Annotated in this window: 14 protein-coding genes; 10 read left to right on the top strand and 4 right to left on the bottom strand. The window is 72.1% G+C overall.

Features of this window, described 5'->3' with window-relative positions; all coding sequences use genetic code 11:
- Positions 1 to 35 precede the first annotated feature (35 nt).
- The 3 genes from ACLQ3K_RS15585 to ACLQ3K_RS15575 form a co-directional block, all read right to left on the bottom strand.
- A complete protein-coding gene (locus tag ACLQ3K_RS15585) occupies positions 36 to 1811 on the bottom strand; it encodes a penicillin-binding transpeptidase domain-containing protein (RefSeq protein WP_426000559.1) in 1776 nt (591 codons plus the stop codon).
- Between the two features lie 71 nt (positions 1812 to 1882).
- Positions 1883 to 2800: a serine hydrolase gene (locus ACLQ3K_RS15580; RefSeq protein ID WP_426000557.1), complete on the bottom strand. Its 918-nt coding sequence runs from the start codon at positions 2798 to 2800 to the stop codon at positions 1883 to 1885.
- Entirely contained in the window at positions 2782 to 3627 is an 846-nt protein-coding gene (locus tag ACLQ3K_RS15575) for a LysR family transcriptional regulator (RefSeq protein ID WP_426000555.1), read from the bottom strand. The genes ACLQ3K_RS15580 and ACLQ3K_RS15575 overlap by 19 nt, the downstream gene beginning before the upstream one ends.
- A 64-nt stretch (positions 3628 to 3691) precedes the next feature.
- Between ACLQ3K_RS15575 and ACLQ3K_RS15570 the strand changes: the two genes are divergently transcribed.
- From ACLQ3K_RS15570 to ACLQ3K_RS15525, 10 genes are all read left to right on the top strand, one after another.
- Positions 3692 to 4897 carry a PucR family transcriptional regulator gene (locus tag ACLQ3K_RS15570; protein WP_426000553.1) on the top strand — a complete coding sequence of 402 codons (1206 nt, stop codon included), beginning with the start codon at positions 3692 to 3694 and terminating at the stop codon, positions 4895 to 4897.
- A 45-nt stretch (positions 4898 to 4942) separates the two neighbouring features.
- A complete protein-coding gene (locus ACLQ3K_RS15565; RefSeq protein WP_426000551.1) occupies positions 4943 to 6364 on the top strand; it encodes an amidase in 1422 nt (473 codons plus the stop codon).
- Positions 6365 to 6531: 167 nt separating this feature from the next.
- Positions 6532 to 8034 (top strand): long-chain-fatty-acid--CoA ligase, encoded by a 1503-nt coding sequence (locus tag ACLQ3K_RS15560; RefSeq protein WP_426000549.1) that lies wholly within the window; start codon positions 6532 to 6534, stop codon positions 8032 to 8034.
- A 31-nt stretch (positions 8035 to 8065) separates the two neighbouring features.
- On the top strand, positions 8066 to 9769 hold the full coding sequence (locus ACLQ3K_RS15555) for a PHA/PHB synthase family protein (protein WP_426000547.1): 1704 nt from the start codon (positions 8066 to 8068) through the stop codon (positions 9767 to 9769).
- Positions 9770 to 9777: 8 nt separating this feature from the next.
- A complete protein-coding gene (locus ACLQ3K_RS15550; RefSeq protein ID WP_068525956.1) occupies positions 9778 to 10230 on the top strand; it encodes a MaoC family dehydratase in 453 nt (150 codons plus the stop codon).
- Positions 10227 to 11111, top strand: coding sequence for a poly(3-hydroxyalkanoate) depolymerase (gene phaZ / locus ACLQ3K_RS15545; protein ID WP_426000544.1), 885 nt, complete (start codon positions 10227 to 10229; stop codon positions 11109 to 11111). The genes ACLQ3K_RS15550 and phaZ overlap by 4 nt, the downstream gene beginning before the upstream one ends.
- A 39-nt stretch (positions 11112 to 11150) precedes the next feature.
- Positions 11151 to 11570 carry a Fur family transcriptional regulator gene (locus tag ACLQ3K_RS15540; protein WP_336670818.1) on the top strand — a complete coding sequence of 140 codons (420 nt, stop codon included), beginning with the start codon at positions 11151 to 11153 and terminating at the stop codon, positions 11568 to 11570.
- A gap of 114 nt (positions 11571 to 11684) precedes the next feature.
- Positions 11685 to 12110 (top strand): organic hydroperoxide resistance protein, encoded by a 426-nt coding sequence (locus ACLQ3K_RS15535; protein WP_426000542.1) that lies wholly within the window; start codon positions 11685 to 11687, stop codon positions 12108 to 12110.
- 7 nt (positions 12111 to 12117) lie between these two features.
- A complete protein-coding gene (locus ACLQ3K_RS15530) occupies positions 12118 to 12492 on the top strand; it encodes a fluoride efflux transporter FluC (RefSeq protein ID WP_426000881.1) in 375 nt (124 codons plus the stop codon).
- Positions 12489 to 12845, top strand: a complete 357-nt coding sequence (locus ACLQ3K_RS15525; RefSeq protein WP_224648245.1) for a fluoride efflux transporter FluC — start codon at positions 12489 to 12491, stop codon at positions 12843 to 12845. The genes ACLQ3K_RS15530 and ACLQ3K_RS15525 overlap by 4 nt, the downstream gene beginning before the upstream one ends.
- 61 nt (positions 12846 to 12906) lie before the next feature.
- Here ACLQ3K_RS15525 and ACLQ3K_RS15520 read toward each other — a convergent pair whose 3' ends face one another.
- Entirely contained in the window at positions 12907 to 13398 is a 492-nt protein-coding gene (locus tag ACLQ3K_RS15520; RefSeq protein ID WP_224648247.1) for a hypothetical protein, read from the bottom strand.
- Positions 13399 to 13401: the final 3 nt, after the last annotated feature.

The following is a 13401-nucleotide window of genomic DNA, read 5'->3' as shown; positions in this document are numbered from 1 at the left end:
CTAGGAAACGGACAAAAGGCAATCGCTGTTCCGGGTCAGGGAAGGTCGCCGCCCGCGCCGCGGAGGAAGGCGCCGCTCACGGCGACGGCGGGGCCCGAGCTCTCGCCGGAGACCACGAGGGTCGCGAAGGCGAGGTCGCCGACGATCCCGGCGAACCAGCCGTGCGCGTGGGTGTTGTCGCCGAACTCGGCGGTCCCGGTCTTGCCGCCCAGCCCCTCGATGTCGCGCAGCGCCGTCGCGGTGCCCGAGGTCACGGTCTCGCGCATCGCGGTGCGGAGCGCGTCCGCGACGCCCGGGTCGATCGGCTGGGGCTGCGCGTTCGCAGGGGCGGGCTCACCGTCGAACAGCGAGGGCCGGACCATGGTGCGGGCCGCGAGCGAGGCCTCGACGACGGCCAGGCCGAAGGGCGACGCGGTGACCCTGCCCTGCCCGATCGACTCCTCGACGCGCTCGGCGGGGGTGCGGGCGGCGGGGACCGAGCCGGTCACCGTCGTGATCCCGGGGATCGTGAAGTCCACGCCGAGCCCGAACCGCTTCGCCGTGTCGGTGAGGGCTGTGTCGCCGAGCTTCGTGCCCAGGCCCGCCATCGTGGTGTTGCAGGACTTCGCGAAGGCGGTGTGCAACGGCACGGTGCCGAGCGCGAACTCGTTCTCGTTGGGGATCGTGCGGTCGCCGAAGGTGGCGCGCCCCGGGCAGGCCAGCTGCGCGTCGGGGGTGGTGATCTTCGCGTCCAGCGCTGCGGCCGTGGTGATGGTCTTGAAGGTCGAGCCGGGCGCGTAGAGGCCGGTCAGGGCGACGGGGCCCTGCTTGTCGGCGGCCGCGTTCTGCGCGACCGCGAGGATGCCGCCCGTGGACGGACGGATCGCGACGAGCATCGTCGCGCGCTTCTCACCCGCGACGGCGGCGTTCGCGGCGCGCTGCAGTCCGGCGTCGAGCGTGGTGCGTACCGGTTGCACCGGCGCGGCGGGGAAGGAGTCGACGAGGCGCAGGGGCTTGCCCTCCCCGTCGACGACGGTGACCGAGGAGCCCGCCGCGGCGTCGACGGCGCTGCGCCACTTCTCCTCCAGGCCCGCGACGACGGGCGACCGCAGCACCGGCGCGGCGGTCAGCAGGCGGCCCTCCTCGCGGACCGTCACCCCGTCGATCCCGGTGAGCCTGCCGACCTTCTTCGCGTCGGCGGCGCGCAGCGAGATCACGGCGGTGGGGGAGTCCTTGCCCTCCACCGTCTTCCGCAGGCCGGCGGCGGTCACCGTCGGGTCGGCGGCGGCGAGCCGCGTGGCGAGGGCGTCCGCCGCGGAGGTCGCCTTCGCCGGGTCCAGGTTCACGACGGTGACCGTCTGCCAGGTCAGGAACGGCGCGTTCTTCCGGTCCACGACCGGTGTGCTGTACGGCTTCTCGTCGGCGTAGAGCAGCCGCGCGCCCTCGGACGTCGCGTCGGGATGCACGACCGTCGGCTTCCAGGTGACCTTGCCGCCCCCGGCGGCGACCTTGGTGGTGAACCGCACGCCGTGCTTGCGGGGGAGCGCCCACGACCAGGTGAGCGTCCGCTCCTCCCCGTCCTTGCCGGCGGTGACGGTCGGCTTCGCATCACCCATGCCGTCGAACGTGGCCTGCAGCGCGGTCGTGGCGGACTCGGGATCGGAGGTGAGGCCCGCGGCCTGCGAGGCGTCCCGACCCGACAGGGCGGTCGCGAACTTGGTCACCACGTCGTCCTCGGAACAGGCGACGAGCGAGGCCGCGAGGGCGGCTATCGCGAGGATCGCCGCGCCGCCGCGGGCGGGGCGGGCGGGCCGGTGCAGGGTGGAGCGCATGCGCCCAGTCAACCCGCGAGCGGCGATACCCGCCAAAGAGCGAAACCGGCGCCGACGATAGTCATTCGCTATCAGTGCAGGTCGAGCGGCATGCGAAGCGCGTCGACGGCGATCGCCGCAACCGTGCCGATGGCCGCGTCCACGCGCGGCAGGCTCGGATCGTTGCGCGCCGCGTGCGTGAACACCGCCACCGCGACGGGGTGCTCGCCCGGGTACGCGACCACCGCCACCTCGTTGCGGAGCGCGCCGAGGGTCCCCGTCTTACCCGCGATCGACGGTGCCGAGCCGAAGCCCGAGGCGACGCGGTGCCGGAAGACCTGCCCCGCGAGCGCCGAGCGGGCGAAGGCGCACTGCTCCGCGGACGCCGCGGTGTCCGACCAGATCGCGGCGAGCAGCGCGGTCATGTCCGCGGCGGTGGTCGCGCTGCCGAAGGTCGGATCGTAGGCGCGCACGGGGCGCGCGAGGTCGTCGTCCGCGAGCGCCGCGAAGGCCTCGGCGACGGTGTGCGTGTCGGTCTCGGCCATCATCGCGGCCTGGATCTCGGCGTCGCCACCCACGATCCGCGTGCCGCGCAGTCCCAGGTCGTCGGCCGTCCGCTGCACCGCGTCCAGCCCCACCAGCTCCATCAGCACGCCCGCCGCCGCGTTGTCGGAGACCGCGACCATCGAGCGCAGCAGGTCGCGCACGGTCAGCTCGACCGGATCCGACAGCGTCGCGATCCCCGTCGGCCCGGGCGTCGCGGCCGCGGGGTCGACGACGACCCGCGCGCGGGGATCGAGCCGCCCGGCGTCGACGGCGCGCGCCGCCGCGACCAGGAGCACCACCTTGTAGACCGACGCGGGGACGACCGGCTGCTCGCCGCCGAGCGACAGCACGGCCGCGGGGCCGAACGGCGACCCCACGACGCGCGCGTGCAGCCAGCCGTTGCATCCCGCGTCGGCGAAGACGGCGTCGATCCGCTCGGCCGGGGTCACCGCGCGAGCCGCCACAGCACCGACTCCAGCCGCGCCGCGTCCGGGTGGTCGCGGCGGCCGAGGACCTTGACCCGCAACGGGAAGTCGGTCGCAGCGCGGCGCGCGGTACCGGCCGGGACGTCGTCCCCGGCGGCGACGGGCGTGAACGCGAGCCCCGCGGCCACGGCGGCGTGCGCGGCGGCCTCGGTCTCGGTGATGAGCACCGTCGACGTGATGCCCCGCGCCGTGAGCCGGTCCAGCAGCAGGTCCGCCGCGGGCGGATTCGCCGCGCGCGGCGGCAGCGCCACCGCCAGCGCGGACAGGTCGCGCAGGCGCGGCGACCGGAATCCCTCGGGCACCAGGAAGTCCCGCGGCAGAGCGATCACGGGCCCCGACGGTGCGCCGTCCCCCAGCACGGGGTGCTCGACCACCGCGACGTCCAGCAGGTCCTCGGCAACGGCCCGCGCGAGCTGGGGCGACGCGCCGGCCGAGAGGGTCAGCGGCGCACCGTCGACCCCGGGGGCCAGGGCGGCGGCGCAGGCGGCGGCCACCGCTCCGCCGAGCGCATCGCAGAGGGCGACCCGGCGTTCCCCGGCCCCGGCGCCGAGGCGCGCCGCCTCGGCCACGAACCGGTCGGCGTCGCGGACCATGACCCGGGCCCGGGGAAGCAGCTCGCGCCCGGCCGGGGTGAGGTCGGCGCCCCGTCGGCTCCGGTCGATGAGGGTGACGCCCAGCGCCTCCTCGAGCCGGCGCAGGCCCGCCGAGACCGGGGGCTGCGTGATCCCGAGCCGGTCGGCGGCGCGGCCGAAGTGCTGCTCCTCGGCGACCGCTACGAAGAAGCGCAGGTGCCGGATGAGATCCATGCGCCGGAGTCTAGCCAGCCCAATCGCGCCCGCGCCGCGACGGGAAGCAGCACAATCGACAGGCGTGAGTGATGCCGTCGACGCCGAGATCGCGCAGATCCGGGACGCCCTGACCGCGCGGATGGGCGAGATCACCGTCTCCGTCGTCGCGTCGATCCGGCGCCAGATCCCCTTCTACGCCGACGCGGGCGCCGTCTCGGAGGAGATGGTCACCGAGGCGGTGCGGGACAACCTGACCTACATGGTCCGGGCGCTCACCGCCACGTCCTTCGACACCGCCCCGGCCGCGGAGACCGGCCGCACCCGCGCCGAGATCGGGGTGCCGCTGGCAGCCGTCATGCACGCCTACCGGATCGGGGTGCACCGCGTCTGGCAGGAGGTGCACGCGATCGCGGAGGCGCGGCCCGGGCTGAGCCGGCAGGCCCTGCTCTCCGCGACGCAGCACATGTGGGAGGCGCAGGACCAGTTCGTCGACGCCATGGCCGGGGCGCACCGGGACCGGACCACCGAGCAGGCGCTGGACGACGCCGCCGAGCGCGCGGCCCTCGCGGAATACCTTCTGCAGGGGCGTATCCCGAGCGATCAGAGTCTGTGGGAGATCGCGACGATCCTCCGCATCCCCACGACGGGCCCGTATCTCGCGGTGGCGGCGGCCACCGTCGAGGTGGGGCGGGCGCCGCTGCCGGGCATCGCCGATCGGCTGCGCGCGATCGACGCCTACTCGGCGTGGAGACTGTTGCCGGACCAGCAGATCGGGATCATCCACGCCCCGACGCCCGCGGTGCGCACCGCGGTGATCGACCTGCTGCGCCGCGTGGCCGTCGCCCGTGTCGGCGTGAGCGCGCCCTTCGGAGACCTGCGCGACACCCCGCAGGGACTGACGTTCGCACGCCGCGAGCTGGTCGGGCCGGGCATCGGCGTCTCGGTGTTCGACGGTTCCGTGCTCGGCACGGCCGCGATCGCGGCGCCCGAGACCACCGTCGACCTGGCGCGGGGCGTGCTCCGCGGCCTCTACGACCTGCCCGACGACGACCGCGAGCCGCTGTTCGCCACGTTCCGCTCGTGGGTCGCGCACGACGGCAACGTCAAGGACGCCGCGGCCGCACTGTTCGTGCACCCCAACACCGTCCGGCATCGCCTGCGGCGGGTGGAACAGCTGACGGGCCGCTCGGTGGGCTCGCCCCGTGAGGTCGCGGAGCTGTGCCTCGCGTTCGAGGTCGACGCCCGTGTCCGTTTCCAGGTGGGGGCTTCGCGCGATGTGACAACCTGAGATCGCGGCACGGTGACGTGCGCCACAGCGACCGGAGGAGCCTCCATGCCCGACACGGACGATCTCGCCCACCTCGACCTGACCGACGTGGCGGAGCTGCTCCGCTCGGGACGTATCACCTCCACCGCGGTGACCGAGGCGCTCCTGGCACGGATCGACGCCCTCGATCCGGCCCTGCACAGCTACGCGCACGTGGGTCGGGAGGCGGCGCTCGAGGCCGCCGCGCGGGCGGACGCCGAACTCGCGCGGGGCCGGTGGCGCGGGCCGCTGCACGGCGTCCCCGTCGCGGTGAAGGACCTGTTCTACACCACCGACGCCCCGACCGCGTCGGGCAGCACGGTGCACGCGGGACACCGCTCCGACCACGACGCCACCGTCGTCGCGCGCCTGCGTGCGGCGGGCGCCGTGATCCTGGGCAAGCTCACGATGACCGAGGGCGCCTACACGAGTCACCATCCCGACCTGCCGACGCCGGTGAACCCCTGGGACGCGGACACCTGGTCCGGCGCCTCGTCCAGCGGCTCGGGCGTGGCGCCCGTCGCCGGGCTGTGTTTCGGCGCGCTGGGGACCGACACCGGCGGATCGATCCGGCTGCCGTCGAGCGCGAACGGCACGACCGGCCTCAAGCCCACCTGGGGGCGGGTGAGCCGCTACGGCAGCACGGCGCTGGCCGCGAGCATGGATCACGTCGGTCCGATGGCGCGCAGCGCGCGGGACTGCGCCGCCATCCTCGGCGTCATCGCCGGCCAGGACGTCAACGACCCCACGGCCTCGCTGCTCCCCGTCCCCGATTACCTGCGCGACATCACCCTGCGCCGCGCCCCGCGATTCGGCGTCGACCCCCGGCTCAACGAGACCTTCGACGCGCCCACGCGCGCCATGCTCGAGGGGGTCGTCGAGACGGTGCGCGACCTCGGTTTCCTCGTGGTCGAGGTCGAGACCCCGGACTTCCCCGCGGCGGCGCAGCACTGGGCGCCGCTGTGCGCCGTGGAGACCGCCTACGAGCACCGCGCGACCTTCCCCGGGCGGGAGTCCGAGTACGGGCCCGACCTCCGGGACCTGATCACCCTCGGGCAGGGCATCGGCGGCGTCGAGTACCAGGGGATGCTGGAGTGGCGGCGCGACTTCATCGGTCGCTGCCGCAGGCTGTTCGCCACCGTCGATCTGCTGCTGCTCCCCGGCACGGGCATCGCCTCGCCGACCCTCGCGCAGATGGCGAACCTGGGCAGTGACGAGGACCTCCTCGCCGGTCTCCTCGTTCCCACCGCGCCCCTGGACATCGCCGGGCTGCCGTCGTTGACCCTCCCCGGCGGCTTCACCGATCGGGGCACCCCGCTCGGCTTCCAGTTCGTCGGCGGGGAGTTCGCCGAGCAGCTGGTCCTGCAGGCGGGGCACGCCTACCAGGGCGTCACCGACTTCCACCGGCGCCGGCCGTCGCTCACCGCCTCCGGGCCCGTTCAGGAATAAAGGCTGACAAAGGCACGTAGTCGCAAGACTGCAATACCAAGCTGTGGTGATTGTGTTTCGTGACACCCCAGCGGGCGGAACGGTGTTTGCGTCACCATCGACGCGACAGGGTGTTCCGGGTCACTCTGTAAAGGACGAATCCGACACCCGCCCACGAAGGACCTCCGATGACGAACCTCGCCGAGAACCTCACCGCCGCCGCTGCTTCGCACGCCGACACCGTCGCCCTGAAGTGCGACGATCTCCAGTTCACCTACGCGCAGTTCGACGACGCGTCCGCCCGGTTCGCCACCTACCTCGCCGAGCAGGGGATCGAGCCCGGCGACCGCGTCGGGATCATGCTCCCGAACACCCCGGCGTTCGCCATCGTCTTCTACGGCATCATGCGCCGCGGCGCCGTCGCGGTCCCGATGAACCCTCTGCTCAAGGCCGCCGAGGTCGAGTACTACCTCGCGAACACCTCCGCGAAGGCGCTGTTCGCCACCCCGGTCTTCGCGGACGACGCTGAGGCCGGCGCGAAGGCCGCCGGCGCGGCGTGCCACTTCGGCGACGACGCCGCCCTCGCCACTCTCCTCGCGAAGTACGAGCCGACCACGGCGGTCGAGCCCCGCGATCCGTCGGACACGGCGGTCATCCTGCACACCTCCGGCACCACCGGTAAGCCCAAGGGCGCCGAGCTGACCCATCAGGGGCTCGGCATGAACTGCGAGATCTCGGGCCGTACGCTGCTGCACCTGACCACCGACGACGTGGTGATGGGCTGCCTGCCCCTGTTCCACGTCTTCGGCCTCACCTGCGGCCTCAACGCCGCGGTGCGCTTCGCCTCGACGCTCACACTGATCCCGCGCTTCGATCCGCGCAAGGCCATCGAGGTCATCGGGCGCGATCGCGTGACCGTCTTCCTGGGCGTGCCCACCATGTACGCCGCGCTGGTCGCCGCGCTGCAGCCGGGCGACGACGTCTCCTCGCTGCGGGCCTGCGGCTCCGGCGGCGCGGCGCTGCCGCTGCAGGTGATCGCCGACTTCGAGAAGGCCTTCAACGCGATCATCATGGAGGGCTACGGCCTCTCCGAGACCTCGCCCGTGGCCTGCTTCAACCACCCGGACAAGCCCCGCAAGCCCGGCACCATCGGCACCCCGATCGAGGGCGTCTTCATGCGCGTCGTCGACGACGCCGGCAACGAGGTCCCGCAGGGCGAGCGCGGCGAGGTGCAGGTGCGCGGCCACAACATCATGAAGGGCTACTGGAACCTCCCCGAGGCCACCGCCGCCTCGATCGACGCCGACGGCTGGTTCTCCACCGGCGACATCGGCATCGTCGACGAGGAGGGCTACTTCTCGATCGTCGACCGCAAGAAGGAGATGATCATCCGCGGCGGCCTCAACGTCTACCCGCGCGAGCTCGAAGAGGTGCTCTACAGCCACCCCGAGATCGCGGAGGCCGCGGTCGTCGGCATCCCGCACTCCTCGCTCGGCGAGGAGGTGGGCGCCGCCGTCGCGCTCAAGGCCGGCAGCACCCTCACCGCCGAGGCCGTCCGCGATTTCGTCAAGGAGCGCGTCGCCTCCTACAAGTACCCGCGCCACGTCTGGGTGCTGACGGAGCTGCCCAAGGGCGCCACCGGCAAGGTCCAGAAGCGCGACATCAGCATCCCGTCCGAGTACTCCGCCTGAATCCGAACCTCCAGAGAGTCGAGGCACTGCCATGACCACCACCGACACCGATCGCACACCTGAGGACGAGTTCGGCGCCCCGCTCGACATGCTGCTCGTCAACTCGACGAAGTCCTTCGCCTCCCGCATGATGCCCAACGCCGCGTGGGCGCGCATGGCGCAGTCCCTGGCCGGCAAGCCCGTCACCGTCGCCGAGCGCGGCGCGGGTCTGGTCAAGGAGCTCGGGCTCATCGCCGCGGGCAAGAGCCAGCGCGCCCCGAAGAAGGGCGACTTCCGCTTCTCGGACCCGGCGTGGAAGGAGAACCCGCTTCTGCGTCGCGTCGAGCAGGCTTACCTCGCGGCGTCCGACACCGCCGACCAGCTGTACGAGGACGCCGAGCTCGACTGGAAGGACGCCGAGAAGATGCGGTTCGTCCTCGACAACGCGATCGAGGGCCTCTCGCCGACCAACAGCCCGCTGCTCAACCCCCTGGGCTGGAAGGCGCTCATCGACACCGGCGGCCTGTCGGCGCTGCGCGGCGCGAAGAACTTCGCCCGCGACATGGCGAGCACGCCCCGGATCCCGTCTATGATCGACCCCGACGCGTACACGGTGGGCGAGACGCTGGCCACGACGAAGGGCACCGTCGTCCTGCGCACCCGGATGTTCGAGCTGATCCACTACGCCCCGCAGACCAAGCAGGTGCGCGAGGTGCCGATCCTGCTGGTGCCGCCGGTGATCAACAAGTTCTACATCATGGACATCGCGCCCGGTCGCAGCCTGATCGAGTACTACGTCAAGGGCGGCCAGCAGGTCTTCGCGATCTCCTGGCGCAATCCGTCGGCGCGGCACCGGGACTGGGGCTTCGACGAGTACGGCGAATCCATCGTCAAGGCGCTGGACGCGCTCGAGGTGATCACCGGCGCCGACAAGGCGAACATCTTCGCCACCTGCTCCGGCGGCATCCTCACCTCGATGATGATCTCCCACCTGTTCGCGACGGGCCACGGCGATCGGATCGCCGGGCTCACCCTCGGCGTCACCGTCCTCGATCAGAGCCACGCCGGCCTCGGCTCGGCCCTGGCCAGCGAGCGCGGCGCCGAGGCGGCCATCCGCTCGTCCGCGAGCAAGGGCTACCTCGACGGTGCCGCGATGGCCGAGATGTTCGCCTGGCTCCGCCCGACGGACCTGGTGTGGCGCTACTGGGTGAACAACTACATCCAGGGCAAGTCGCCCTCGCCCTTCGACGTGCTCTTCTGGAACGCCGACACCACCCGGATGTCGGCGAACCTGCACAAGGACATGGTCACCATGGGCCTGCACAACACCCTGGTGACGCCCGGCGAGCAGATGATGATGGGGACCCCCGTCGATCTGTCGAAGGTCGAGTGCGACGCCTATGTGCTGGGCGGCATCTCGGACCACATCTGCCCGTGGCAGGCCACCGAGCGCAGCGCCGCCCTGCTGGGCAGCAAGAACAACACCTACGTGCTGTCCACCGCCGGCCACATCGCCGCGCTGGTCAACCCGCCCGGCAACCCGAAGTCGTCGTTCCGCACCGGCCCGGTGCTGCAGGACCAGACCCCCGAGGAGTGGTTCGAGGCGGCCGAGAAGCAGGCCGGCTCGTGGTGGCCGCACCACCTGGCCTGGCTGAACGAGCGCAACGGCGCTGAGATCGACGCGCCCACCCAGCTCGGCGCCCCCGGCTACGAGCCGCTGGCGCCCGCACCCGGCACCTTCGTGCACGAGAAGTGAGGACACCCATGACCACCACGATCTCCACCCCCCAGGACCTGCTCGGCCTCGTCGGGCAGCCGCTCGGCACCACCGAGTGGATGACGATCGATCAGGAGCGGGTCAACCTCTTCGCCGACGCCACCGGTGATCACCAGTGGATCCACGTCGATCCGGAGAAGGCGGCCGCGGGGCCGTACGGACGCACGATCGCCCACGGTTACCTCACCCTCTCGCTGGCGCCGCTGTTCATCGCCGAGGCGCTGGTGATCGAGAAGGTCCAGGCCGGCGTCAACTACGGCCTCAACAAGGTGCGCTTCCCCGCGCCGGTCCCCGTCGGAGCGCGCGTGCGTGCCGCCGTGGAACTGGCAGGGGCGCAGGAGAAGCCGGCCGGGATCGAGGCCGTCATCCGGCTGACCTACGAGGTCGACGGTGCCGACCGCCCGGCGTGCATCGCCGAGACGGTGGTGTTGTACCGATGAGCGACGAGACGACGACCACGGAGGTCGAGCTGCCCGACGAGCTGATCGCCACCGGCGGCCAGCGGATCCGGGTGCGCTACCGGCCCGGAGTGGGCGTTCCGCTGGTGCTGTGCAACGGGATCGGCGCGAGCCTCGAGGTGCTGGACCCGTTCGTCGACGCCCTCGATCCGCAGCGCCCGGTGCTGCGCTTCGACGTGCCCGGCACGGGTGAATCGCCCACATCGATCCTGCCGTACGGCTTTCCGTACCTCGCGTGGGTGCTGGGCCGGGTGCTGGACGAGCTGGACATCGGCGTCGTCGACGTCCTGGGCCTGTCCTGGGGCGGCGCGCTGGCACAGCAGTTCGCCTTCCAGAACCCGATGCGCTGCCGTCGCCTGATCCTGGTGTCCACGGGAACCGGCGCGATCATGGTGCCGGGCAATCCGCTGGTCCTGGCCAAGATGGTCACTCCTCGCCGGTTCAAGGATCCGGAGTACGGGGCGCAGATCGCGGGCGAACTGTACGGGGGCAGCGTGCGCGAGGACGGCCAGGAGGTGGCGGACCTCTTCATCCGGCAGCTGCACGCGGGCTCGAAGATGGGGTACCTGCACCAGCTGCTGGCGGGCGCGGTGTGGACGTCGATCTTCGCGCTGCCGGCGATCCGGCAGAAGACCCTGCTCGTGTTCGGCGAGGACGACCCGATCATCCCCATGATCAACGGGAAGATCTTCAAGAAGCTGATGCCGCGGGCCACGCTGTACGCGCACGACGGCGGCCACGTCGATCTCGTCGCGCGGGCGGACCAGCTGGCCCCGGTGATCGAGGACTTCCTGGGGACGCCCCATCTGGGGAAACGGCAGTGGCGCGGCCGCGTGGCCGGACTGCTCACACCCGGCGACTGACCCTGGAATCATTCCAAAATCGGGCGTAGTCTAGTTCGCATGACTGAGGTGGACACCGCCGAGGACCGGCTGCGGGGCGTGGGGCTGCGGATCACCGCGCCCCGCGTCGCCGCGCTCGGCTACCTCGACGGGCACCCGCACGCCACGGCCGACGACGTGGCCGAGTACCTGCGCGGCAGGCTCGGCACCGTCGCCACGCAGACCGTCTACGACGTGCTGCGGGTGTGCGCCGAGAAGGGCCTGCTCCGCCGCATCGAGCCCGCGGGCTCCGCCGTTCGCTACGAGGCCCGCGTCGCCGACAACCACCACCACCTGGTGTGCCGGTCGTGCGCGAAGATCGTCGACATCGACTGCGCCGTCGGTGCCGCGCCGTGTCTTACCGCCGACGACGACCACGGCTTCGTCATCGACGAGGCCGAGGTCACCTTCTGGGGCTACTGCCCCGACTGCGCCCCCTGATCCACCGCCCGGCGGCGGATCGAACCATCGGCCGGAGGCCGGTTGTGATTCGGACTACTGTCGGGAGGGAACTCCGCCCGGACCGGGCGGGCACAACGCGAAGGAGCGCCGGATATGAGCTTGGACGTCGTCTACACCATCTCCTCGACCGCCACCGGTGGCGGTCGCGACGGGCACGTGAAGTCGGCCACCGGCCGCATCGACCTGGACACCCGGCCCCCGAAGGAGATGGGCGGCAACGGCGAGGGCACCAACCCCGAAGAGCTGTTCTCGGCCGGCTACGCGGCGTGCTTCCTGGGTGCGATCCGCGCCGTGGGCCGCAACGAGAAGGTCGCCGTCCCGGACGACACCACCGTCGACGTCACCGTCGGCTTCGGCAAGACCGAGTCCGGCTTCGGCATCAACGCCGCCATCAAGGCCACGCTGCCCGGCCTCGCCCAAGCGGACGCCGAGACCCTCGTCGCCAAGGCGCACCAGCTGTGCCCGTACTCGAACGCGACGCGCGGCAACATCGACGTCGACCTGACCACCGCGGTCTGATCGGCGCCTGAGCACGCTACTGCGGCCCGCCGCCCTGGGGCTCGTCTTCCTGGGCGGCGCGGCCGGCACCTTCGTCCGCGCCGAGGTGGGGCACTGGCTGCCGCACAGCCCCTTCGCCTGGTCCACCTTCACGGTGAACATGCTCGGCGCGTTCCTCCTCGGCGGCATCGTCGAGGCTCTGTCCCAGCGGCCCGACGACGAGCGGCACCGTCGCATCCGGTTGCTGCTCGGCACCGGCTTCTGCGGGGGCCTGACCACCTACAGCGCGTTCGCGCTGGACATCCACGACGCGGCCCCGGCCGTCGGCGCGCTGTACGCCGGTGCGACGGTGCTCCTCGGCCTCGTCGCGGCCCTCGCCGGGGCGGCGGTGACACGACGATGACGACCCTCCTGATCGCCGTCGGCGGGGGCCTCGGGGCCGTCCTGCGCTACCTCGTCGACGGTGCACTCCGCGCCCGCCTCTCCTTCTGGGCCACGGCGGCGATCAACGTCTCGGGCTCGTTCGTGCTCGGACTGCTCGCCGGAGCCGTCGCCGGGGGAGGGCTCGGCGGGACGGCGCTGGCGGTGCTGGGCACGGGCGTGTGCGGCGGCTACACGACCTTCAGTACCGCCACCGTCGAGACCCTGACGCTCCTGCGGGACAAGCACTACCGCGACGGTGCGTTGTACGGGCTGGTGACGCTCGGCGCGAGCGTCGTGGCGGTGTGGGGCGGCTACGCCCTCGGCGCGCTGTGACCTTCGGTGCGACTCTGCGATGCGTGTCCGGCGTTCCGTCGCCGACACGCACCGAGGATCGTCACGCGCCGTTGCGCTCGACCGCGTACCGGTACACCGGCCGGGTGAGCGCCAGCGAGATCAGCATCAGGAACATCACGATGAGGGCGCCCCACATGGGCAGGCCCGCCAGGGGTGCGCCGTTGTGGTCGACGCCGAAGCGGCTCACCGGATCGCTGTAGTCGCGTTCGTTGCCGAGCAGCACCGACGCGGCGGCGAGGAGGAAGCCCACGAACACTGCGAGGCCGTAGAGCACCGTCGCCCAGCGTTGTCCGAACAGCGCGAAGAGGCCGGTGAAGGCCATGGCCGCGACCACCACGAGCCCGGCGATCGCGATGACCAGGATGGTGATCGTGCGCACGCCCAGCGGCGACGAGGGGAAGTTCCCCGGGTAGCCCGTGGTGCCGAGCAGCGCCGAGCACTGGATGATCGCGGTGACGTACAGGGCGATGGCCCCCGCGCCCGCGGCGAGCGAGACGAGGACCCACAGCCACATCGCGCCGGGCCGGCGCACGCT

It is taken from the genome of Tsukamurella sp. DT100 (assembly GCF_049844855.1).
GTDB lineage: Bacteria > Actinomycetota > Actinomycetes > Mycobacteriales > Mycobacteriaceae > Tsukamurella.
Note: the sequence above shows the minus strand (reverse complement) of the source record. Positions and strands in the feature narration are given on the sequence as shown.

Coding starts and splice junctions, on each gene's coding strand:
- ACLQ3K_RS15555 (WP_426000547.1), top strand. CDS start 8,066: ATGACCACCACCGACACCGATCGCACACCTGAGGACGAGTTCGGCGCC.
- ACLQ3K_RS15565 (WP_426000551.1), top strand. CDS start 4,943: ATGCCCGACACGGACGATCTCGCCCACCTCGACCTGACCGACGTGGCG.
- ACLQ3K_RS15560 (WP_426000549.1), top strand. CDS start 6,532: ATGACGAACCTCGCCGAGAACCTCACCGCCGCCGCTGCTTCGCACGCC.
- ACLQ3K_RS15585 (WP_426000559.1), bottom strand. CDS start 1,811: ATGCGCTCCACCCTGCACCGGCCCGCCCGCCCCGCCCGCGGCGGCGCG.
- ACLQ3K_RS15575 (WP_426000555.1), bottom strand. CDS start 3,627: ATGGATCTCATCCGGCACCTGCGCTTCTTCGTAGCGGTCGCCGAGGAG.
- ACLQ3K_RS15535 (WP_426000542.1), top strand. CDS start 11,685: ATGAGCTTGGACGTCGTCTACACCATCTCCTCGACCGCCACCGGTGGC.
- phaZ (WP_426000544.1), top strand. CDS start 10,227: ATGAGCGACGAGACGACGACCACGGAGGTCGAGCTGCCCGACGAGCTG.
- ACLQ3K_RS15540 (WP_336670818.1), top strand. CDS start 11,151: ATGACTGAGGTGGACACCGCCGAGGACCGGCTGCGGGGCGTGGGGCTG.
- ACLQ3K_RS15550 (WP_068525956.1), top strand. CDS start 9,778: ATGACCACCACGATCTCCACCCCCCAGGACCTGCTCGGCCTCGTCGGG.
- ACLQ3K_RS15525 (WP_224648245.1), top strand. CDS start 12,489: ATGACGACCCTCCTGATCGCCGTCGGCGGGGGCCTCGGGGCCGTCCTG.